10 protein-coding genes are annotated in these 23478 nt (G+C 42.5%); 6 read left to right on the plus strand and 4 right to left on the minus strand.

Annotation, left to right across the window (positions count from 1 at the left end):
- Nucleotides 1–9: 9 nt before the first annotated feature.
- The gene (locus CGB83_RS18360) at nucleotides 10–1017 is read left to right on the plus strand and encodes a glycosyltransferase family 2 protein (RefSeq protein WP_100077135.1); all 1008 of its coding nucleotides are present in this window, start codon (nucleotides 10–12) and stop codon (nucleotides 1015–1017) included.
- Between the two features lie 129 nt (nucleotides 1018–1146).
- On the opposite strand, the gene CGB83_RS18365 is transcribed toward CGB83_RS18360, so the two are convergent.
- Complete coding sequence (locus CGB83_RS18365) at nucleotides 1147–2373, minus strand: aminotransferase class I/II-fold pyridoxal phosphate-dependent enzyme (protein ID WP_100077136.1); 1227 nt, start codon at nucleotides 2371–2373, stop codon at nucleotides 1147–1149.
- A gap of 147 nt (nucleotides 2374–2520) precedes the next feature.
- On the opposite strand from CGB83_RS18365, the gene CGB83_RS18370 reads away from it, so the two are divergent.
- Nucleotides 2521–2979 carry an Lrp/AsnC family transcriptional regulator gene (locus CGB83_RS18370; RefSeq protein WP_100077137.1) on the plus strand — a complete coding sequence of 153 codons (459 nt, stop codon included), beginning with the start codon at nucleotides 2521–2523 and terminating at the stop codon, nucleotides 2977–2979.
- Between the two features lies 1 nt (nucleotide 2980).
- Here the strand turns inward: CGB83_RS18370 and CGB83_RS18375 are convergent, their stop codons facing one another.
- The 3 genes from CGB83_RS18375 to CGB83_RS18385 all read right to left on the minus strand — a co-directional run bounded on the left by CGB83_RS18375 (nucleotide 2981) and on the right by CGB83_RS18385 (nucleotide 8387).
- The gene (locus tag CGB83_RS18375) at nucleotides 2981–4015 is read right to left on the minus strand and encodes a bestrophin family protein (protein ID WP_100077138.1); all 1035 of its coding nucleotides are present in this window, start codon (nucleotides 4013–4015) and stop codon (nucleotides 2981–2983) included.
- 125 nt (nucleotides 4016–4140) lie between these two features.
- Entirely contained in the window at nucleotides 4141–6213 is a 2073-nt protein-coding gene (locus CGB83_RS18380) for an alpha-ketoacid dehydrogenase subunit alpha/beta (RefSeq protein ID WP_100077139.1), read from the minus strand.
- 71 nt (nucleotides 6214–6284) lie between these two features.
- Entirely contained in the window at nucleotides 6285–8387 is a 2103-nt protein-coding gene (locus CGB83_RS18385; RefSeq protein ID WP_100077140.1) for a S8 family peptidase, read from the minus strand.
- A 234-nt stretch (nucleotides 8388–8621) separates the two neighbouring features.
- Here CGB83_RS18385 and dnaE point away from each other — a divergent pair, with 234 nt between their 5' ends.
- The 4 genes from dnaE (at nucleotide 8622) to CGB83_RS18405 (ending at nucleotide 23374) form a co-directional block, all read left to right on the plus strand.
- On the plus strand, nucleotides 8622–13283 hold the full coding sequence (gene dnaE / locus CGB83_RS18390; RefSeq protein WP_100077141.1) for a DNA polymerase III subunit alpha: 4662 nt from the start codon (nucleotides 8622–8624) through the stop codon (nucleotides 13281–13283).
- A gap of 457 nt (nucleotides 13284–13740) precedes the next feature.
- Entirely contained in the window at nucleotides 13741–17487 is a 3747-nt protein-coding gene (locus CGB83_RS18395) for a T9SS type A sorting domain-containing protein (protein ID WP_100077142.1), read from the plus strand.
- Nucleotides 17488–17781: 294 nt separating this feature from the next.
- Entirely contained in the window at nucleotides 17782–21276 is a 3495-nt protein-coding gene (locus tag CGB83_RS18400) for a fibronectin type III domain-containing protein (protein WP_100077143.1), read from the plus strand.
- A 130-nt stretch (nucleotides 21277–21406) separates the two neighbouring features.
- Nucleotides 21407–23374, plus strand: coding sequence for a T9SS type A sorting domain-containing protein (locus CGB83_RS18405; RefSeq protein WP_100077144.1), 1968 nt, complete (start codon nucleotides 21407–21409; stop codon nucleotides 23372–23374).
- The last annotated feature ends 104 nt before the right edge of the window (nucleotides 23375–23478 follow it).

Consider the following 23478-nt stretch of genomic DNA (forward strand, 5'->3'; position numbering starts at 1 on the left):
TTTTCAGATTTGAAACCTACCCTTTCCGTTATTGTCGCGATTTTCAACCGTAAAGATGAGCTTTTTGAGCTTTTGAATTCATTATCCCATCAGACTGACCATGAGTTTGAAGTGATCATTGTGGATGACGGGTCTTTTATCGATCTGAAGCCCACTGTTTCGCGTTTTAAAGAAATGCTGAATATCCGGTATTTCCGGAAAGACAATTCAGGGCCTGGATTATCCAGGAATTACGGTGCGTACAGGGCACAGCATGAATGGCTGGTTTTTGTAGACAGTGACGTCATTGTAGAGCAGGATTATATTGCGAACATTAAGAAAGATATTCAGATGATACCCTGTGATGCGTTTGGAGGAGCAGATAAAGCACACAAAGGATTCAATCTGATGCAGAAAGCCATTTCCTATTCAATGACCTCGGTATTTACCACCGGCGGAATCCGCGGGAATAAAAAAGCGGTTTCAAAATTCCAGCCCAGGAGTTTTAACATGGGTGTCAGAAAAGAAGCATTTAATGCTGTAGGCGGGTTTTCGGAAATGCGGATAGGGGAGGATCCGGACCTTTCCATGACACTTTGGGAACACGGATACACCACTGCTTTTTTTGATGATATTGCCGTATATCATAAACGAAGGGTAGATTTCGGTAAGTTTTCCAAGCAGGTGTACCAATTCGGCTGCGCAAGGCCTATCCTTAATCAAAGGCATCCGGATTATGTGAAAATATCTTTTGCCTTTCCTAGCCTGTTTTTATTAGGCTATCTGATGGGCTTCCTGGAGTATTTTTTAATGGGAAAAGGAATTATCCTTTCACTGTATGGCCTGTACACATTTATGGTACTGTTCCATGCTCTTTTCGTGACCGGAAATATCAGCATTGCAGGCATGGCGGTAATTTCTACCTACATCCAGATGTTTTCGTACGGATACGGTTTCCTGAAATCGTGGGTTTTACTGAATGTCTTAAAAATGAAGCCGGAAGAGGCCTTTCCTACCCATTTTCATAAGAAATCTTAACCCATTGCCTGTTACTTTTCCAAGAGCAATCTGACTCTTTAAGGTCATGACAAATCCTGGAGAATTATCATCTGTATTGATCCTAAAAAAATAAAGCTGTTGCATTCACAACAGCTTTAAAACATAAAATTAGGATATGGAAATGGTTTCATGGCTGAGGACGCCTGTCCTAAACATGCAGTCCTTCATTTTTCTGTATGTGCGTTCAATATCATGATCAAGACCGATGGAGAACCTGATGAGCCCGTCGGAAATGCCCATCGCAATTCTTTCTTCTTCCGGAATCTCGGATGATGTCGAGCTTCCGGAACATGAGAATAAAGTTTTGTAAAATCCTAAGCTTACGGCAAGGTAGCCTAAGTTTTCCTGCTGCATCAGTTCCATCAGTTCATTGGCTTTTTCAGTCGTTCCGGCATCGATGGTCAGTAAGCCACCAAAACCGTATTCCTGCTGCATCATGCTTTTCATAAGCGTATGATTGCGGTGTGATTCCAGTCCGGGATAAGAAACTTTCAGTCCGTCCTGTTCAAACCTTTCTGCCAGGTACAGTGCATTGTAGCTGTGCTGTTTCATTCTGATGTGCAGGGTTCTGAGGTTTTTCAGGATGCTTGACGAACGCAGGCTGTCCATTGTCGGTCCCAGAAGCATGCAGGCTCCGCTGTTGACATTTTTTGTATCATCAATAAATTCCTGTGTGCCGCAATAGACGCCGCCAACGGTATCGCTGCTGCCGTTAATGAACTTGGTAAGGCTATGGATGACAATATCAGCTCCCAGCAATGTAGGAGATATGGAAAGGGGTGAAAACGTATTGTCTACAATGAGTTTTAATCCGTGCTTCTTACAGATTTTTGAAAGTGTCCTCAGGTCTGCTACTTCCAGCAGGGGATTGCTTACACTTTCACAATATATTACTTTGGTGTTGGGTTGTATTGCGTTTTCAATCGCCTCAAAATTGCTGATATCTGTAAATGTCGTCTTTATGCCATAGTTCGGGAAGAAGTTTTTAAGGAACGCGTAGGTTCCTCCGTAAATGGTTCTGCTGGAAATGATGTGGTCTCCGTTTTTGCATACCTGCATAAGCACAGAGGTAATAGCGCCCATCCCGGAGGCCGTTACATTAGCTGCTTCCGTATTCTCAAGCTTAGCCAGTGCCTGGGAAAGGTAAAGGTTCATAGGAGACGAATGCCTTGAATAGAGGTAACATCCTTCTGCATTGCCTTCAAAGGTATCGAACATCGTCTTCGCAGAAAGAAAAGTATAGGTTGAACTATCTGAAATGGACGGATTCACTCCTCCGAATTCACCGAAGTACTGCAGATCCTGTATCTCGTTTGCTGCATTGAAATTTTCCATACTTTTTTTGTTTTCAAAATTGCTGTATTCCGGCAGATATTACAATGCAAATGTGATAATCCGGAAAATAAAACGGACAGAATTGAATAGTGTAGAAAAAATGTTTAATATATTTGAATTATATAAACTTTAACTTAAAAATTATCTATGAGGTTTGATGATATCGACAGAAACCTGCTTCTTTTTCTTCAGCAGGATTCCAAACAGACGACCAAAGAACTGGCTTATAAACTCGGACTATCGGTTACGGCTGTATATGAGCGCATCAGGAAACTTGAAAATGCAGGAGTGATTGCAAAATATGTCGCCATCCTGGACCGGCATAAGATCAACCGGGATTTTATTGTTCTTTGCCATGTGAAACTGACACAGCACAAAAAGGAATATGTGCTGCAGTTTGAAAAAGAAATCATGGACCTGCAGGAAGTGACAGAATGTTTCCATGTAAGCGGTGATTATGATTATATTTTAAAGATCGGGGTAAGGGATATGGATGATTACCGCAACTTCATGCTTTCAAAACTGACCACTCTGAACCATATTGCAAGCACTCACAGTTCATTCATGATTTCTGAGATTAAAAATACCACGGCTATAGTGCTTTAATTTATACCAATACACCGTTCTTTGATGCAACAGGATCAGGAAGTTCGGTTTCTCCGGTCATCTGCAGCAGGTCGATTTCTATCGTCCGGCAGATCGAAAGCATAGGGATATCAAACATAAGCCCTGCAAAAGGGTTTTCCGAATAGTCCCCAACCAGTTCCATGATGATGTAAATCCAGCCTACAATGATGCAGAACGGAATGCTTACCCAGATCCCCCAGTCGCCAAGTTTGGCAAACTCGCTTACCAGACCTAAGGGAAGCAGGGTAATGAACAAAATATTGAAGATAAATGCCGTACTGGCAAACTGGCGGGGAGAGGGGAATTTTTTAATCCTTTCCGCCTGTCCCTGGAAACCGTAGAATTCATTGAGACAGGTCTGGAGCTGCATCTGGTTGAATTCAGATATGATCCCGTCGTTTTTCAGTTCATTGATGTCTTTTGCTTGTTGGGAAATCAGGTAGGTGGCAAAGTTTTTAGAGGTAGATTGCAGTCCGGATTCTTCTTCGGACAGGTATTTATTAAGAAAAATGGAAGTCCGGCTGTAATCCGGAAATCCTGCTTTGATCAGCCTGTTCCGCTTATGGTCTATATTTTTAAAATGATCTGTTTCTTCAGCCTTGATATGTTCCCATTCCGTAGGCACAAGCAGCTGTTCACGTAACGCATACAGCCATGCGATATGGCGGTGTACGATGGTTTTTCTCCTTTTCTCAAGGTCGAAAATCCCTATATGTTCTTGCTCAGTATCAAAAGCATATACCATTGCAGCAAAAGAACGGCTGGAATTCACGATTCCGCCCCATATTTTTCTGGCTTCCCAAAGCCTGTCATAGGCCTGGTTGTTTTTAAACCCTACGAGGAAAGCTTCTGCTGTACCGATGAGTGCAACAGGTACCCATGGAATAATCATCCATTCCCATTCAAGAAAATAAAAGACAAGGGCAATAAGGGTACACCAGATGGATATGATGAGCAGGTGAATACCTGATAAGTTCAGGATCTGCCTGTAATTGACGTATCGTGTTGTAATCATGAATTTGTGTAAACTAAAAGTCAATGAGGAATGAAGCAAAATAGAGACCAACGAGTAATCAAAAGATAAAGGGGGCTTTTGGTATCAAAGCATAAAAAAGCCTCTGTTTCCAGAGGCTCATATCATTAATATTGCAGCATTTCTTCAATTTTCCTGCTGAGCTTTTCAGCGTTAGGAAGCATTTCTTTTTCCAGAACGAGATTAATCGGAACTGCCGGAACATCCAGTGCACCCATAGTTTCCACCGGAGCATCCAGGTGCCTGAAGCAGTTTTTGGTAATTCTGTGTGCGAAAGCTTCTGCAAATGAATTGTTCAGCTGTTCCTCTGTAAGGACGATGCATTTTCCATGTTCTTTTGCTCTTTCAAATACCAGTGCTTCATCCAAGGGAATTAGCGTCCTAAGATCGATCACTTCAACACGGCCTGCAAAATTTTTGGCGGCTTCTTTGGCCCAGTAAACTCCCATTCCGTATGTAACCACCAATACTGTTCTCCCTTTTTCTGTTTCTTGCTTATCTGCTTGGATGACTACTTTTCCTTTTCCGAATGGCAGGATGTAATCTTCTGCAGGTTCAATGGTTTTTGCGTCTTCTGTTCCCGGAACTTTGCTCCAGTAAAGTCCTTTATGTTCCAGCATAATGACCGGATTGGGATCATAATAAGCTGCTTTCAGGAGGCCTTTGAAATCTGCTGCGTTGCTCGGGTAGGCAATTTTTATTCCTTTGATATTAGCCAGGATGCTTTCCACGCTTCCGCTGTGGTAAGGGCCGCCTCCGCCATAGGCACCAATGGGTACGCGGATAATATTGCTTACCGGAAACTTTCCGTTACTAAGATAATTCGATTTTGAAATTTCTGTAATCAGCTGGTTGATTCCCGGATAAATATAGTCGGCAAACTGCACTTCGACGATAGGTCTTAAACCTACGGCACTCATTCCCGCTGTGGAACCAATGATATAGGCTTCCTGGATCGCGGTATTAAATACTCTGCTTTTCCCGAATTTTTTACCTAAGGTTACCGTCTCACGGAAAACGCCGCCGATTCTTTCTCCTACATCCTGACCGTACAGCAATGCTTCCGGATGTTTCCACATCAGTTCCTGGATGGCGTGGATGGCTGCGTCAACCATCACAATCTTTTCTCCGCCTTCGGGTTCCCGCGTTCCTGTTTCCTCAGTTACCGGGGTAGGAGCAAAAACATGCTGCATGACGGTTTCAGATTTCGGGTCCTCTGCATTTTTAGCCCTTTCAAAATCTTCTTCTGCCTTTTGTCTGGCTTTACGGATGATGCTGTTCAGTTGCTCCTGATCAATCCTGGCTTCCAGAAGCTGTCTTCTGAGAATTTCTCCCGGATCTTTAGCTCTGTGCTTGGTAAGGTCTTCTTCATCACGGTAAAATTCTCTCCGGACTCCTGAAGTATGGTGCCCTATTAGAACTGTTTTGGCACAAACCACTACCGGCTTGCGTTCCGTTCTCACAAAGTCAACCGCTTTCTTCATGACTTCAAAACTCTCGATAAAATCCGTGCCATCTACGCGCATCCTGCTTAATCCTACAAATCCTGCAACAAAGTCATAGGCATCACAGGTCCTGGCTTCTTCTTTGGTTACGGAAATTCCCCAGTCATTATCCTGTACAAGGAATATGATGGGCAGCTGATGTAAAGCTGCAAACTGCAGCGCTTCGCTCACTTCACCTTCCGTTACTGAATTGTCTCCGAGGCTGCATACCACTACCGGGTTATGGTCAAAATTCTGCAGTTCGAATTCCTGGATGTATTTTATTCCTTGAGCGACACCGGTGGTAGGAATGGTCTGCATTCCGGTCGCGGAGCTCTGGTGAATGATTTTAGGTTTATCTTCATCCCTGCTGGAAGGGTGGGAATAATACGATCTTCCTCCTGAAAAAGGGTCGTCTGATTTTGCCAGTAGCTGAAGCATCAACTGATACGGCTCAAACCCGATCCCTAAAAGAATGCTTTCATCCCTGTAGTAGGGAGAAACCCAGTCTTCTTTGGTCAGCTGATAGGCGGTAGCCAACTGGATGGCTTCGTGGCCTCTTGAAGTACTGTGGACATATTTACAGACATTCCTGTTTTCTTCATAGATATCGGCCATTGCTTTGGCAAGCATCATGTGGTTGTAAGCCTTCAGCAAAATATCCTGAGAAACTTTTTCGTGAAGTGTATTTTCCATAGGAAGCAAATATACATAAAAAAACAAAACACTAACAATTGTTAGTGTTTTGCGTTTTCTATGTGAAAATTTTATTCTTTGATCACCTTTTTGGAAATCATATTGGTACCGGTTTTAACCTCAACAATATAAATTCCCTTGGTGTAAGGCGCTAAGTTGATGCTTTCTTCATCGCTGTTGATGCTTCCGCTCTGTAATTTTTTTCCTGATAAATCATACACATTGAAAATAGATTTTTTAGGGGCTTTCAATACTTTTACAAAGTCCTTGGTCATCGTTGGAGCTATTACGATTCCGCTGTCTTTGGAAACATCGGTTGTTCCCAAAACCTGCTGGGAATAACCTGTTACCATGATAGAATAATTCTGAGGTGCTGATGCATTGGAATCATTGACGAGAGTCCCTTTATTGGTTACTTCAATCCTGTAATTCCTTCCTGCTACAGGAGCATCGATAACTACCTGTTCTACGTTGTCAACTGTATTGTCTGCTTTGGTAGCAGGTGTCATCGGACTGTCTGCATTCAGTTTCCATGGGTAATAAACCGTATTGTTTGTCGTATCAATAATTCTCAGATCTATATCATTGACTAATTTGGATGTCCTGTTATTGTAAACATCGGATACAAACTGATAATTCGGCGTATATTTAGGATCCAGCCAGCTGATCGTAACTTTTAGCGGTTCACTTCCTGATGCGGTAATGGTCTTGCTGTTTTTGACACCGCTGGTGAGGGTTTCATCAGTAAATATTACTGTATTATTAGATTTTCCTACCAAGAGTTCGGCACCTTTTTTAGCATTGATGAATCCCCACCCAAACCATGGATCCGGGCCTACATTTCCAGCTTCTGATGCTGAATGGATGGTAAGAACCTTTGCTGAAGAAGCACTTAGTAATGCATTATTGAACAATTGCTTATTGATTTGTGTCCAGAGACCGATAATACCCGTTACTACAGGAGCGGAAAAAGAGGTTCCGCTTCCTCCTGCCCATGCATTACTGCCTGCGGCAGTCGTTGCAGCATAATATACATTGGTACCAACGGTTGAGATATCCGGTTTGATTCCACCATCATCTCTTGGTCCCGCACTGCTGTAACTGGAATGCACAACGTCAGAAGCACTGGTATAACGGTAGTTATTTGTGGTGATAATATCTGTAGCTCCTACAACGATAATGTTTTTTGCCAGTGATCCTGTTCCTATGCAATCATATCCTTGAGAGCAGTTTTTTGGCGGTAATGCATCACTGGCAGTAAAAAGCACATTTCCACTAGCAGATCTGTAATATTTAGGAACAGTAGAATTGGTCCCTGGCCCCATATTAAAATAATTTCCTGATGACTTTACAATGATGTAAGAAGGATTATTGTATACCAAAAGGTCGTAATTATAATCATTGGTATCATAAGTTCCCTGATAATCATAAAATGTAGTGCCGCTTTTGTATCCTCTGTAAACATAGGAAGTCAAAGTACCATTAGCATCATAAGTTTCAGTCCAGCCCGCGTTGACTCCATAAGAATGATTTGAAATATTAGGCTGGGCTAATGCTATCTTTTGAAATACAGTGCTTGAAGCAGTATTGCCTGGTAAAACAGTGGTATCAAACATATAACTATCCATAGTTGAATTGATGGCAATACCTTTGGCATTACCTACAGGGACATTATTGCTGGATAAAGGAGTATCTTTTCCACCAATAAAGCTTCCTACGCCTGTTGAATGAGCAGAGTAATCCTGAGTGCTTGCTTCTTTATTGGTAATTCGACCTGTTGCATTATTGAATGCTGTATGTGCCTCGTAAATTCTTCCACCATCAAAAATCGTATATTTGATTCCTTCTCCATTAAAAGAACCGGTTAAACCTGTAATATTTCCGGAAGTATTTAGTAAATCAGAATTAGAGTTTTGAAGCTGTCTTGTATCTTCTTCCTCCAAAAAATAAGGAACACCAAAATTAAAGCCGGCTAATCTTGAGCGTAAAGAATCAATTTTCTTCTGAGTAGAGACATTAATTTCTTTGCCATAGGCTTTAATAACATAGGCATCAAACTGCTTATTATTTGCTACTTTTTGCTGTTCGAATTCTCGGATGATTTCATCGTTGTTTTTTTGTGCATTTATCAAGGTAATTGACAAAATACCAACTAAAAGTAAATGTTTTTTCATAATAAGCAGTAAATATTTAATAAAGAGTACCACAGCAAATATATTGAATATTCATTAAAATATTAAATTCATTTAAATAAAAATTTAATATTTGTTAAAATAACTTCTGAAATATGAGCTCATATTAGTAATTTATTATTAAAAATGAGGTACAGATTATGATTTCATCCATTTCAAAACAGAAAAAAATGCAGTAACTTTACAGGCTCTTTTAATGAAAAGCCAGAAAATTACATGTATTTAGTTTTTGACACAGAAACCACTGGTTTACCAAAGAATTTCAATGCTCCCCTCTCCGATTCAGAGAACTGGCCAAGGATGGTTCAGGTCGCCTGGCAGTTGCATGATGATGACGGGAAGCTGATTGAAAACCAGGATTATATCATAAAGCCGGAAGGCTACGATATTCCGTTTAACGCGGCAAGGATCCACGGTATCACCACCAAGATTGCCAATGATGAAGGAAGGGACCTGCAGGAAGTTCTTGAGGAGTTTTCAAAAGTTCTCGACAGAGTACGTATTGTATCCGGACATAATGTAGAGTTCGATTATAATATCGTAGGAGCTGAGTTTTTCAGAAAAAATATGAAGGACAACCTTCAGGAAAAGCCTAAGGCAGATACCATGATTTTAGGTACAGATTTCTGCCAGCTCGGCGGCGGAAGGGGGGGCAGGTTCAAGCCACCTAAACTGGAAGAACTGTACGAAAAATTATACGGAAATAAGTTTGATGAAGCGCATAACGCCGCAGCTGACGTTAATGCGACAGCCCAGGTATTTTTTGAAATGATGCGTGTGGGGATTATCCCTGCTGAACTGCTGAAAATTTCCGAAGATCAGTTACGATATTTCCAGACGCTATATCCTGGGCCTATACAGCCTTTCGATATTGTGATCAGAAGGCAGGTTGCCGATTTCCATAACAAAAAGAAACAGACTGATTTCGGAAGTATCGACGATATCGATCTGGGTAAATATTTCAATTTTGATAACCATAGCGTATTCTCAACGTTAACCGCTACCAGCGGGATTTCCGATCTGATTAAAAAAGCGGTTGATGACAATTTTCCTGCTGTAGGAATGGTTGACCTGGGTAATATGATGGGAGCCTTTAAATTTGTCTCTGCCGTAGAATCATTGAATTCGGACCGAAACAAAAAATATAAGGAGTACCTGGCTAAAAAGCAGGAAGCAGAAGAAAGCGGGACAGAATTTAATGAAGCCGAGCCTGCCACAGAACCACTTGTTCCTATTGTAGGCTGTGAGTTTTATATATCTGACCGCTATGAGCAGAAACAGTTCACGAAAGATGATCCCGACAGAAGGACCCAGGTGGTTCTTCTGGCCAAAGATTTTAACGGATATAAGAATTTAGCCAAGCTTTCGAGCATCGGTTTTCTCAAAGGATTTTACTTTGGCGTACCGAGGGTCAGCAGGGAACTGATCGCACAGTATAAGGAAGGGCTGATTGCCCTGACTTCTGGAATTAACGGTGATATCCCGGATGCAATCCTTAATACCGGTGAGCAGAAGGGTGAAGAACTCTTTAAATGGTGGAAAGATACTTTTGAAGATGATTTCTACGTTCAGATCCAGAACCATAACCTTCCTGAAGAAGAGCACCTAAACGGTGTACTGCTTTATTTCGCGGACAAATATAACGTGAAGATTCTAGCGCAGAATGAAACGTTCTACACCAATAAGGATGATTCCAATATTCAGGATATCGTAAGCTGCATCAAAGATGGTGAAAAGCTTACAACGCCTGTTGGAAAAGGCTTTGGTAAAAGGAGAGGATTGACAACACAGGAATATTATATCAAGAACCGGGATGAAATCAAGGAGGCCTTTCTGGCTTATCCCGATGCCTTTGACGCCTACGAGGAATTCCTGAATAAATTCAGTCCTTATACCCTGAAAAGGGATGTCCTTCTTCCTAAGTTTGATATTCCTGAGGAATTTGTTCATCCTGAAGATGATGTGGATGGAGGAAAAAGGGGGGAAATGGCTTACCTCACCCATCTTACTTATGAGGGAGCAAGGAAAAAGTATGCTGAGATTACGGAGGAAATTAAAGAACGCCTTGATTTCGAGCTGGACGTTATTGCCAACACGGGATATCCCGGGTATTTCCTTATCGTACAGGATTTCTGTAATGAAGCCCGGAATATGGGCGTTTGGGTTGGACCGGGAAGGGGATCGGCAGCAGGATCAGCCGTGGCGTACTGTATCGGGATTACCAATGTTGATCCGATTGCATATGATCTTCTGTTTGAGCGGTTCCTGAATCCGGAAAGGATTTCCATGCCGGATATCGATATTGACTTCGATGATGAAGGACGGGATAAGATTATCAAATGGGTTATTGATAAGTACGGGCAGAATCAGGTAGCACAAATAATTACCTATTCAGTACTCGGTGGGAAATCTGCAATTAAAGATGCCGGAAGGGTTCTTGACCTCCCGATTCCGGACACCAATAACATTGCCAAGCTCATTCCATCCACACCGGGGATGAATATTGCCAAAGCACTGTCGAAATATGATAAGCTGAGGCCGGAAGACCAGATGCTCGTCGACGAGATGAGGTTCGTGTTGAATAATCCTGATGATCCACGTTTCGGAGTACTGGCAAGTGCAAAAAAGATGGAAGGCTGTATCAGGAATACGGGAATCCATGCGTGCGGGGTTATTATTACACCGGAAGATGTCAGCAACCTCGTTCCGGTAACCATAGCCGCAAAAGACGCTGATATCCTGGTGTCTCAGTTTGATAACTCAGTAGCGGAAAGTGCAGGTCTTCTAAAAATGGACTTCCTGGGACTCAGGACCCTGACCATCATTAAAGATGCCATAAAAATAGTAAAAGAAAAACACGGGATAGAGATCAATCCGGATGATATACCTCTGGATGATGCCAAAACCTATCAGCTGTTTAAAGAAGGAAGGACGATCGGGATCTTCCAGTATGAAAGTCCGGGAATGCAGAAATACATGAGGGAGCTGAAACCAACGGTTTTTGCCGACCTTATCGCCATGAACGCATTGTATCGTCCGGGTCCTATCAAGTACATCCCGAATTTCATCAACAGGAAACACGGTATTGAAGAAATCGTATATGATTTACCTGAAACTGAGGAATACCTGAAGGAAACCTATGGTATTACCGTATATCAGGAGCAGGTAATGCTGCTTTCCCAGAAGCTGGCTAATTTTACCAAGGGTGAAGCGGATACGCTGAGGAAAGCCATGGGGAAGAAGCAGATTGATGTTCTGAATAAAATGTATCCGAAATTCATTGAAGGCGGAAAGAAAAACAACCTGGACGAAGAGAAGCTGAACAAAATCTGGAATGACTGGAAAGCGTTTGCCGAATATGCCTTTAACAAATCCCACTCCACCTGCTATGCATTGGTTGCTTATCATACGGCGTACCTTAAAGCCAACTACCCTGCAGAATATATGGCCAGTGTAATGAGCAATAACATCAATAATACGGCCCAGATCACCATGTTCATGGAAGACTGTAAAAGTATGGGAGTCGATGTTCTTGGGCCGGATGTCAATGAATCGCAGTATAAGTTCTCTGTCAACGAAAAAGGACAGATCCGCTTTGGACTGGGAGCAATCAAGGGAATAGGTGAGGGGCCGAGTGAGGCTATTACCCGTGAGCGTGAAAACGGAAGGTACAGGAATATTTATGACTTTTTCGAGCGTATCCTTCCTTCGCAGATGAACAAGAGGGTGGCGGAAAGCTTAGTAGTGGCCGGTGCATTCGACGAACTGGATACGTACCACCGGGGCCAGTATTTCGATATTGATTCGGCAGGGAGGACTAACCTGGAAAGACTAATCAGGTACGGGCAAAGTTTCCAGGAGAGCAAAAATGAAATGGAACACTCCCTTTTTGCAGATTTTGCTGAAGAAGTACAGATTGAACAGCCAAAACTGCCACCATGTCCGGAATGGCCGAATATGCATAAACTGAATAAGGAAAAGGAGATCATCGGCTTTTACCTTTCAGCTCATCCGCTGGATGAATTCAGGTATCATTTCCAGTTTATGCAGGGGCAGCTCTCCAAGAAAAAAGTACTGGAAAAAGATGAAGAAGAGAAAATAACCCAGGATGCACCGCCTGTTATTGAACAGGAAGCTCAGTTTGATGCTGTAGATATTACCGAAATTATCCCGGATGAAATTATTGCCGGTGAAGAGGAAATTATAGAAGAGACCACCAAAAAAGCAGAGCCTAAAGGAACGTTCGGCTTTCTGAACCTGGATGAGGTGGATGCTTACAAAGAACAGGCTTTTGCCCATAAGCAGGAAGAACTTTTTGAAGAAAAAAAGAAGGACTGGAAACAGATCCAGAAAGAACGCGAAAACGGCGGTGGCGGAAAAGAGTATACTGTTGCCGGACTTATTACCGAATACCGCGTGCAGGATGGCTTCCGGAGCGGTGAGAAAGTAGCCTTTGTTACGCTGGAAGATTATTCTGGCTCCTACTCATTCAGGCTGGGAGACCGGGATTATATGCGGCTGAAAGAGAAACTGGAAGTGCAGAGGTTCGTTATACTTAAGATTAAGTTTGCGCAGGTAAAAGATGGCCGTGTATTTGTGAATGTGAATGAAGTGATTGAGCTTCAGGAAGCATTTGAACGGTTTGCGAAAAGCATTTCTCTAGTGATGGATGTTATGGATTTCCGGCAGGAAGATCTTATATTTTTCCGGAATATAGTGGAAAAAAACAGAGGTGACCAGAAGCTGAAATTCTTTATTAAAAATACAGAAGATGAGGTGCCGCTGGAAGTACAGTCGATGAAGCATTCGGTAAGCCTGAACGGCGATCTGATCAAAGAAATCCAATTGTTGAATAAATATGAGTTTTACCTGAACTAAAAGAATATGTATCATAACAGTATAGAGGTGGCCTATGGCCACTTTTTTTTATCTTAAAACCAGGCACTGGTGCCATTTTAGTGTTATGTGTTTTAATGATTTGTCTCTCAATAATTTATAACAGTATTATATTGTTAAATTTATATTATTGTTGATAATTCGATATTTTATTCATTAAATTGAAAATTTAATGAAATTTTTTTAATTATAATTCGATATATTTTTTATTTTTGCAAAAATTATATTGATGATAAAAAATTACTGCTTCTGTTATTTTTCACTAAGTTAATTCCCTGAAGTATTGCTTATAGCATTTAATTAATGTGTCCGATATTACTACCCTGGATAACAATTCCCGATGATATTGCTGTTTTTTGGAGGGATACTTTTACAGGCAGCATCTATCATGAACAATTTTAAACTACATACATTTTATATACTTTAAATTTTACAATTTATGAAGAAACTTTTACTGACGTGTCTGGTGGCTCTGGGTACTGCTGCGTATGCGCAGGTAGGTCCTCCTCAGTCTGTAAGCCCAAACCCTAACAATGGGTACGGATTTACGCAAAGCAGCGGGACATATACTCCTCTGAGTGCCTCAAGAACCATCTGGCAATCAGGCGCCGCTATAGGCACTAATGCCGTTTCCGGGGAAATTACGATTCCTTCTTTTAAATTTAATGGAAAATCGTACACATCCCTTTTCATCAGCAATAATGGATTTATAACTTTTGGTAAGGTTCCGCTGGCCGCAACGACTTCAGGGCTTTCAACCAATTCGCCGGTTCCAAATCTTACTGAAGGGGCAGTGGCCGGATTTTCTGCGGACCTGATCAATGCCAATACTTCCACTTCCGAGATTTCCTATGAAACTTCCGGAAACAAATTTACTGTCCAGTTTACTGATGTAAAGGTAAGCGGCGGATCTTCCGCACAGCTGCTGAACTTTCAGATCCAGCTGGATTTATCGGCAAATACGGTTGCCATTATGTATGGAAACTGTGTTTCCGGAACCTCTACAGCTACCGGTCAGGTAGGGGTGAGAGGTAATGATGGTCTTGGAGATGTCAACAACAGGACAGGAGCCAACTGGACTTCCACAGCAGCGAGTACTTTGAATAGCTCAAGCTGTACTTTAGGAACTACTAACGGAACTACGGTTCCTGCTGCCGGTCTTACATTTGTGTACACGCCGGGAACATGGCTGGCCGCACCTTCTTCCTATGCATCTTTGCCTTTTAATGAAGATTTTTCTTCCTGGGCTAACGGGAATTCTACTGCTGATCTTCCTAATGTTTCTTACTGGAGGACATGGCCTTCCCGTGGAAATAACAGTTGGAGGCAGAGTGATATTTCAACCGCTAATGTTGGCTTTACCGGCACTTCAGGATGGTATAACAATACAGAAGGGACAACAACGGCTATTGCCGCTCCTGCTGTAGCTCCTGCTGCAAGGTTCCATTCCTATTATGCAACTGCCGGACTGACCGGAAATATGGATCTGTATGTTAATCTTGCTTCCGGAGGAAACGGATTGAGGATTTTATCTTTTGATTACAGGAATAACAGTGGAGCAGATAAGCTTGATGTCTTATTATCTACTGATGGCGGAGCTACGTTTAACAGCCTTGGATCCCTGACGACCAATTCTTCCTGGACGAAACCGTATTACATCATCAGTTCCAATGCTTCCAATGCTATAGTAAGGCTTGCAGCAACTTCTGACTACGGCTCTGACGATATTTTTGTAGATAACCTGAATATTTCGGTTTCTACTGCACCGCCGCCATGCGTGACCATAACATCCCCTGTTAACGCGGCTACCGGGACTTCCCTGACGCCGACTTTAACATGGAATACCTCCGTAGGAGCGGCTTCTTATAAGTTAAGTGTAGGGACAACATCAGGAGCTTCTGATATCATGAATGGTGTTGATGTAGGAAATGTAACCACGTACACCGTTCCTGCTGCATCAGCTCTGCTGTACGGAAAGACCTATTATGCAAAGGTATCACCATCGAACAGCAACGGAACAGCAACTGGCTGTACGGAAATTTCATTTACTACAAAAAATATTGGTTGCCCTGCAGTAACCCTGCCGGCTTCCAATGCGATCAATGTATCATTGACTCCTACGATTACCTGGAGCAGTGTTACTGATGCTACAGGCTACCGTTTGACAGTCGGTACGACTCCGGGAGCTTCCAATGTGATCAATAACGTGGATATGGGTAATGTAACTACTTATACACTTTCCGCTCCGTTGAACTATTCTACGACCTATTATTATACGGTTAATGCTTATACAGCAACCAGCAACTCTGCCTCGTGTACCGAAAGAATATTTACAACCGTATGCCAGCCGACAGCGGCTCCGTATACACAGAACTTCGATACTACAGCAGCAGGCTCTTCGAGTAATACCAATGCTCCTACATGCTGGAGCTATGTGGAAACCTCAGGTTCTGCCGGGTACGGATATGTTTCTTCCACATTACCTGCCTCATCTCCTAACTGTTATTATCTGTATAATGCATCAGCTACCACAGGGAATATCATGCTTGTTTCTCCGCAGACGACCAATCTTGCAGACGGAACAAGAAGAGTACGCTTTTTAGCCAAAGGAGGTTCTGCCGGATATGTATTGCAGGTAGGAACGGTTTCTGATATTTCCAATCCGGCTTCGTTTACTGCCATCGGAAGTTCTATAACCCTTACCAGCGCATGGGCACAGTATGTTGTGAATATTCCGGCAGGAACAGATCAGAACCTGGCATTCAGGCACGGACTGGGGGGAACTACACGATCAATTTATATCGATGATGTTTCCGTTGAAGCAGTACCTGCCTGTGTAGAGCCTTCTGCAACATCTGTTGCCTCTGTAACCTATAAATCGGCAGCGATTTCCTGGACTGCATCATCATCTGCTCCCAACGGAAATTATGACCTGTATGTAAGTACATCTGTTACGGCACCGGCCGCGGGTGCTACGCCTACAGTAACTAATGTAACGGGACCTTACACACTGTCTGCACTGAACCCTTCAACAACCTATTATGTTTGGGTAAGATCCAACTGTGTGTCTTCTGCAAGCTTGTGGACATCTGTACCGGTATTTACAACAGCTTCTTTCTGTCCTTCCGTGACAGCGCCGGCCAATCCCGCTGTAAATGTGTCTCTGACACCTACGATTACATGGAGTGCTATGACGGGCGCTACAGGATACAAAATATCCATGGGGACGGCTCCGGGTACTACCGATGTCATGAATAATGTAGATGTAGGAAACGTTTTAACGTATACTCTTGCCACACCACTGAATACCAGTACTTCATATTTCTACACCGTTAACGCTTATGACGCACAGGTAACATCACAGTCTTGTACTGAAAGGGTGCTCAATACCATCTGCGGTCCGGTAACGCCTGCGTATACCCAGACTTTTGCTGCTTTTCCGGGAGCATGCTGGGCGAACAATGCAACCGGAGGTACACCTGCTACGGGTTCTACAGGAACCACCACTTCCGGCCTGTGGGTTGAAGATGGTTTCCTGAATAACGGATCGGTAGGTTCAGCCAAGTTCAATGCTTATTCATCTGGTAGGACAGGATGGCTTAAAACACCTGTCTTTAACCTTTCCGCAGGAGGGTACAGGGTGAAATTCAATTATGGACTTACCAAATATGCAGATGTAATTGCCAGTACATTAGGTTCAGACGACGTAATTTATTTACTGATCTCTCAGGACGGAGGTTTAACATGGACTGTTTTGAAGACTTGGAATGCTTCCAATTCGCCTTCCAATACATCAAATGAGTACAGTCTTGACCTGGTTGGCTATACTTCTGCCAATACTATGTTTGCTTTTTACGGAAGTGACGGTACAGTAGACGATGCCGAAGATGTTGATTTCTTTGTAGATAATTTCAAAATTGAAGCTATACCTACCATGGGAACAATTGAGACTGCGGGCAAAAAAGGTATCCAGGTATATCCTAATCCTTTTGAACTGACACTTAATCTATCCGATATTTCTGATGTAAAGTCAGTAGGAATAGTGGATATTGCCGGAAGATTGGTGAAAACTATTGCCAATCCTGTTTCTGTTCTTCACCTGGGAGAACTCAAATCAGGCATGTATATCCTGATGCTTGAAATGAAGGATGGTACAAGGCAGAGTTTAAAAGTCATCAAGAAATAAAGATAAACCATACTTTATTATGATAGCAGCTAATTTTAGCTGCTATTTTTTTTCAATATAAATAAGGATTTTCTATGATCATTAAAAGTAGGGTGATTATTTTATGTATTTGAAATACAGTGTGTTAATTTAATTCATTTTTATGAGATAAAATTAATGGGATTAAACATATGTTTATTATTTTATAAACTATATCAATTTTACTAATTATATTGATAATATAAATGATGATTTATTGTGTATACCTCAAATTTATTTTTACATTTGTGATCTAATTATAATTTTTTACCCCTTATGAAACGAATTCTACTCATGTGTATGATGTGGCTGGTTTCCACCATGTCTGCACAGATTACCCTGGGCTCGGGTACAAGTAGTGGGCCCGCTCCTGTGAGTACCTACTATGGCTACTCTTACGTACAGCAGATTTTCCCAAAATCTGAAATCAATGCCAATGCGGCAGGTAATATTACCGGACTGAAGTTTTATTTATCTTCAACGGCTACACTTACCAATTCCAATGCATGGGTGGTTTATATCGGGCATACCAGCAAAACTTCTTTTACTTCCACCTCAGACTGGGTGCCTGTAGCCAATCTTACCAAAGTGTTTGACGGTACGGTAACCAACAATTCAGGGGTGGTAGAAGTAACCTTCACGACACCATTTGCTTACAACAATGTTGATAATCTGGTGATTGCTGCAGAAGAGAACAAGCAGGGATATGACTCCAACAATTCTTCTGAAGCCATGTATGTTTACGCTTCTTCTGCGAATTCAGCGTTGTACTACAGAAATGACTCTACCAATCCGGATCCGGCAGGAACGCTTCCTGCAGGGACTCAGTATGGAAACAAATCCATTGTTACACTTGTAGGTCTTACGGCGAGTGCAACTCCGTCTTGTCCTGTCATTACAGCTCCAACTGCAGCGGCTACCGGTGTTTCTGTGACACCTACAATATCCTGGAGTGCCGTAAACGGTGCAACCGGATATAAGCTGTCTGTGGGAACTACTGCCGGTGGTACAGATGTATTGAACAACCAGGATATCACGACTGGAAATTCATATACATTTACTACTCCTTTGCTGTACTCTAAGCAATATTATTATTCTGTTAATGCATACAGCTCCGGAGGAACTTCTGCAGGATGTGCACAGAATAATTTTACAACGGCGAATATTCCGTGCCCAACTGTAACAGCACCTGCTTTGGGGGCTTTTGGCCTCTCTACAACCCCAACCATCACATGGACCGCCGTAACAGGGGCAACAGGATATAAATTATCTGTAGGAACTACTGCCGGAGGAACCAATGTTTTGAATAATCAGGATTTAGGGAATGTAACTACCTACACGTTCTCATCAGCCTTAGCTGCCGGAACAAAATATTATTATACGCTGAATTCATATAATGCAAACTCTACATCTGCATCTTGTACAGAAAGAACATTCTCTACTTTATGTGCAGCTGCAACGGTATTTTCTCAGAATTTCGACAGTGTAACGACACCGGACTGGCCAATGTGCTGGGGTAAAGTAGGAAGTGCAGGGAGTGCATATACTCAGGCGAGTACCGCTATGTCTTCCCCGAATAATATGTATATCTATGCATCTTCCACTTCTTCGCTGCCTGTAGTTTCAATGCCGCCTGTAAGTACATTGCAGTCGGGTAACTACAGACTTAGATTCAAGGCAAGAGGCAACTCAACTGCAGGAGGTAAGATAGAAGTAGGGTATCTGACCAACCCTGCCGATGCTACCACATTTGTTAATTTATCTACTTTTACCACGACAAGTACAACTACAGTAGATAATTTTGTAGTAAGCAATATTACAGCTCCTTCAGGAGTGACTACTTTAGCTTTCAGACATACCGGAAGCCCTGCATATTCTGTTCTTATTGATGATGTGGTTTATGAACTGGTTCCTTCCTGTGATGCTCCGTCTTTATTAGCGGCTTCAGCAGTGACGTCAAACAGCGCTACTATATCATGGACTGCTCCTTCTGCTGCGCCAGGTAGTGGATATCAGCTGTATTACAGTACATCTTCAACTGCACCTACTGCCGCTACAACTCCAAGTATCGCCAGTATAACATCAACAACGGCTAACTTACCGGCTACTTTAAGTGCATCTACTCAATATTATGTATGGGTAAGATCCAATTGCGGAAGTTCTCAGAGTGCGTGGTCTTCTGTGCTGACATTCACCACTGACTGTCTGCCTGTTTCAACATTGCCATGGTCTGAAAACTTTGATGCCATGACTACTGTTGGCGCCAATATACTTCCAACATGCTGGGCTTCTACAGCAGGAGGATATAGCTCTACGGAAAACTATACTTCTGCAACCACTGCCGGAAATACCTACAACGATCCTAAGTCGGCACCAAATTATGTAACGATTTATTATCCTAGCACCAATGCAGCTTATCTTTGGACGCCTAAATTTGCCCTTACAGCCGGACAGTCTTATGACTTTACCTTCTATTGGGTAGGCGACGGTCTTACCGGATGGCAGGGAGATGTAGTGGTAAACGGCACACAGTCTGCTACCGGAGCTACTTCATTAAATACCTTCCTAACGCCTACTCAGACTGCTACCGGAGGTTCAGAAAGTACCAACTATACCAAGGTGAAAGTAACATTTGTTCCTACTGCAACAGGAAACTATACTTTTGGTGTTAAGACATTGGCTACAACCTATGCACCTTATTATTTAGGATTTGATGATTTCAACCTGATGCTGTCTCCTGCATGTGCAGAACCAGCAGCACTGAGTGTATCTTCAGTTACTACATCAGGAGCAACCCTGTCATGGACAGCGCCTGCAACGGCACCTTCCGGATACCAGGTGTATTACAGTACTTCATCAACAGCGCCTACAGCTACAACAACTCCTACCATTACAGGAGTTACGGGTACAACGACTACGTTGCCGAATCTGACGCCAGGGACTACCTATTATGTATGGGTAAGATCCAACTGCGGAAGTTCACAGAGTATCTGGTCATCATCAGTATCCTTTACTACGGCATGTGTGGCCACAACTGTTCCGTATACCTTGAATTTTGACAATGTAACGGTACCTTCATTACCGGTTTGCGGATCTGTAGTCAATGCAGGATCAGGTAAACAGTGGGTAACAGCAGCTGCACCTACCGATATTACCGGATTCAACTCCAATGTCCTGAAATATGGATTCGATGGTACCAATGCAGCCAATGCATGGTTCTTCACCCAAGGGCTTACCCTTACCGCAGGTACACAATATACTATTTCATATAAATATGGAAACAACAGTACATTCTATACTGAAAAAATGAAAGTAGCATACGGAACTTCTGCAACAGTTGCCGGAATGACCAGCGTACTGGCAGACTACAGTACGATCAATGATAATACCCTTCATACAGAAAGTATCACGTTCACGCCAACAGCTTCAGGAACTTATTATTTCGGGTTCAATGCTTACTCGGCTGCCAACCAGTATAACCTTTATGTAGATGATATCAGTATTATCAATGCAGCATTGGGAACTTCCGAAGTTGCCGGTAACAGAAATGATATCAGAGTGTATCCTAATCCGTTTACAGAGGTGCTGCATATTTCTGACATTTCCAAAGTGAAGTCAATATCAGTAACTGATGTTGCGGGAAGATTAGTGAAAACCTTTGCCAATCCTGCCGAAGCGCTTCACTTAAGCGAACTGAATTCAGGAATGTATCTGGTAACACTGGATATGAAAGATGGTTCTAAACAGACAATCAAAGTCATTAAGAAATAATCATCAGATACCATAAAAATGAATAGCGGCAATATTGCCGCTATTTTTTTTGTTTAAAAATTTAATTTTATGCATTCAATACAGAAAGTTATTAGTAATTTTAAAACAAGAATAGTTAATTAATAAATTTATGGTAAAAATTTTATTTTCATGCTTGTTAATGATAAGCCTGTCATTATCTGCCCAGATTAATCTGGGAACGGGAAGTACGGATGTCGGTGCAGCTCCGGTAAGTACCTATTACGGATACTCTTATACACAGCAGATTTATACGAAACAGGAAATCAATGCGAACGCAGCAGGGAGTATTACAGGGTTGAAGTTCTATTTGGACCCATCCATGTCTTTAACCAACTCATCCGATTGGGTAGTTTATTTAGGACATACCTCTAAAAATTCCTTCTCATCGGATATGGACTGGGTGCCGGTATCTCAGCTTACACAGGTGTATTCCGGGACAATTAGCAATAATAATGGAGTGGTAGAAGTTACTTTTGCTACTCCTTTCGCTTATAATAACACGGACAACCTGGTCCTTGCCGCGAGAGAAAATACCCCGGGATATGATACGAATGATAATGATGAAACTTTGTATGTCTATGAAGGAGCATCAGGATCCTCGATCTATTTCAAGGACGATACAATAATCCCTGATCCCGCTTCTCCTCCTGCCGGGAATTTAGTATCCTACAAATCGGTAATAACTTTTGCCGGACTTACAGGTAGCAGCCTGCCTGCATGTCCGACTATTGTTTATCCTTCGGCCAGTTCAGGATTAGTTCCGCTTTCACCAAACATAACATGGATTGCCTCACCTGGTGCTACCGGTTATAAAGTTTCCATAGGAACAACGCCGGGAGGAACAAATGTAGTGAACCAGCAATCTGTAACCACAAATGTATTCACTCCTTCTACGCCACTTGCACAGGACACCAACCATTATATGAGGGTTATTGCAGTAGGTCCCGGAGGCGAATCTGCCGGCTGTACAGAAATGATGTTCAAGACGGTACCTCCGCCTCCTGCAAATGATGACTGTTCAGGAGCTATAGCTCTTACGGTGAACCCGGATATGAACTGTAGCAGTACGGCCCAGGGGTATACGCTGGGAGCCACAGATTCCGGATTGATTCCTGATCCTTGTTATGGGGAGCCGGATGATGATGTCTGGTTCAAATTTGTAGCAACGGCTACCGAACATCATATTTCCCTCAATAATGTGGTGTCCATAGGAAACACTACAGACGATAACGATACGTATTTCCAGGTGTTCAGCGGAAGCTGTGGAAGTCTTTCCAGTATTCTGTGTTCAGATCCTGCTTCAGCAGTGTTGAGCAACCTTACCGTTGGCGATACCTATTATATAAGAGTTTACAGTTACTATGGTGCAGGAAGCAATCAGAGTTTTAATATCTGTGTAGGCACTTTACCGCCTCCGCCTGTTAATGACAGCTGCTCTGGCGCTCTAGTGGCTTCTTCATTCCCGTATACCTATGTGCAGGCTGATGGAGCAGGGGCTACTAATAATTCAGGCTTCATTACGGCATGCAGCAATGAAATGAACGATGGAACTTGGTTTACCTTTACAGGGAACGGAAACGACTTTACTGTTTCTGTAAATATGCCTGCCGGAAGTAGTTTTGACCCTCAGATCGGTGTATATACAGGAACGTGCGGCAGTCTGGTGTGCGACGGTACGGAAGATCAGGGACTTGAAGGCGAAGAAGAAACCATCACCTTCAACACTACTGCCGGAACAGTGTATTATGTTAATGTAGGAGATTACAGCGGATTTACAGATAATCTTGAAGGTGCCTTTACCATTAATATCACCAATAATAATCTGGGGACTTCTGAAACAATAAAATCCAGAAAAGACATGCAGGTATATCCTAACCCTTTCACTGAAGTATTCCATATTTCAAATGCCGATAAGGTAACCTCTGCTTACATATCGGATATGTCAGGAAGAGTGGTTAAAACCATTTCCAATCCGGGGACAGCCATTCATGCCGGGGAACTGGGCTCAGGAATGTATATGGTAACGCTGGAACTGAAAGACGGATCGAGACAGACCCTGAAAATAATTAAAAAGTAACTGATACTGAAAGCGGCTCTGAATAGACTGCATCCTAAAGTTTAGACAAGATTAAATAATATTTGATAGGAAAGAGTCTGGTACTGTACCGGACTCTTTCCTTT

This window comes from Chryseobacterium camelliae (genome assembly GCF_002770595.1).
Classification (GTDB): domain Bacteria; phylum Bacteroidota; class Bacteroidia; order Flavobacteriales; family Weeksellaceae; genus Chryseobacterium; species Chryseobacterium camelliae.

Bases quoted from the DNA above. Each gene is read 5' to 3' on its own strand.
- CGB83_RS18365 (WP_100077136.1), bottom strand. From the start codon at position 2,373: ATGGAAAATTTCAATGCAGCAAACGAGATACAGGATCTGCAGTACTTC.
- CGB83_RS18370 (WP_100077137.1), top strand. From the start codon at position 2,521: ATGAGGTTTGATGATATCGACAGAAACCTGCTTCTTTTTCTTCAGCAG.
- CGB83_RS18375 (WP_100077138.1), bottom strand. From the start codon at position 4,015: ATGATTACAACACGATACGTCAATTACAGGCAGATCCTGAACTTATCA.
- CGB83_RS18380 (WP_100077139.1), bottom strand. From the start codon at position 6,213: ATGGAAAATACACTTCACGAAAAAGTTTCTCAGGATATTTTGCTGAAG.
- CGB83_RS18385 (WP_100077140.1), bottom strand. From the start codon at position 8,387: ATGAAAAAACATTTACTTTTAGTTGGTATTTTGTCAATTACCTTGATA.
- dnaE (WP_100077141.1), top strand. From the start codon at position 8,622: ATGTATTTAGTTTTTGACACAGAAACCACTGGTTTACCAAAGAATTTC.
- CGB83_RS18395 (WP_100077142.1), top strand. From the start codon at position 13,741: ATGAAGAAACTTTTACTGACGTGTCTGGTGGCTCTGGGTACTGCTGCG.
- CGB83_RS18400 (WP_100077143.1), top strand. From the start codon at position 17,782: ATGAAACGAATTCTACTCATGTGTATGATGTGGCTGGTTTCCACCATG.
- CGB83_RS18405 (WP_100077144.1), top strand. From the start codon at position 21,407: ATGGTAAAAATTTTATTTTCATGCTTGTTAATGATAAGCCTGTCATTA.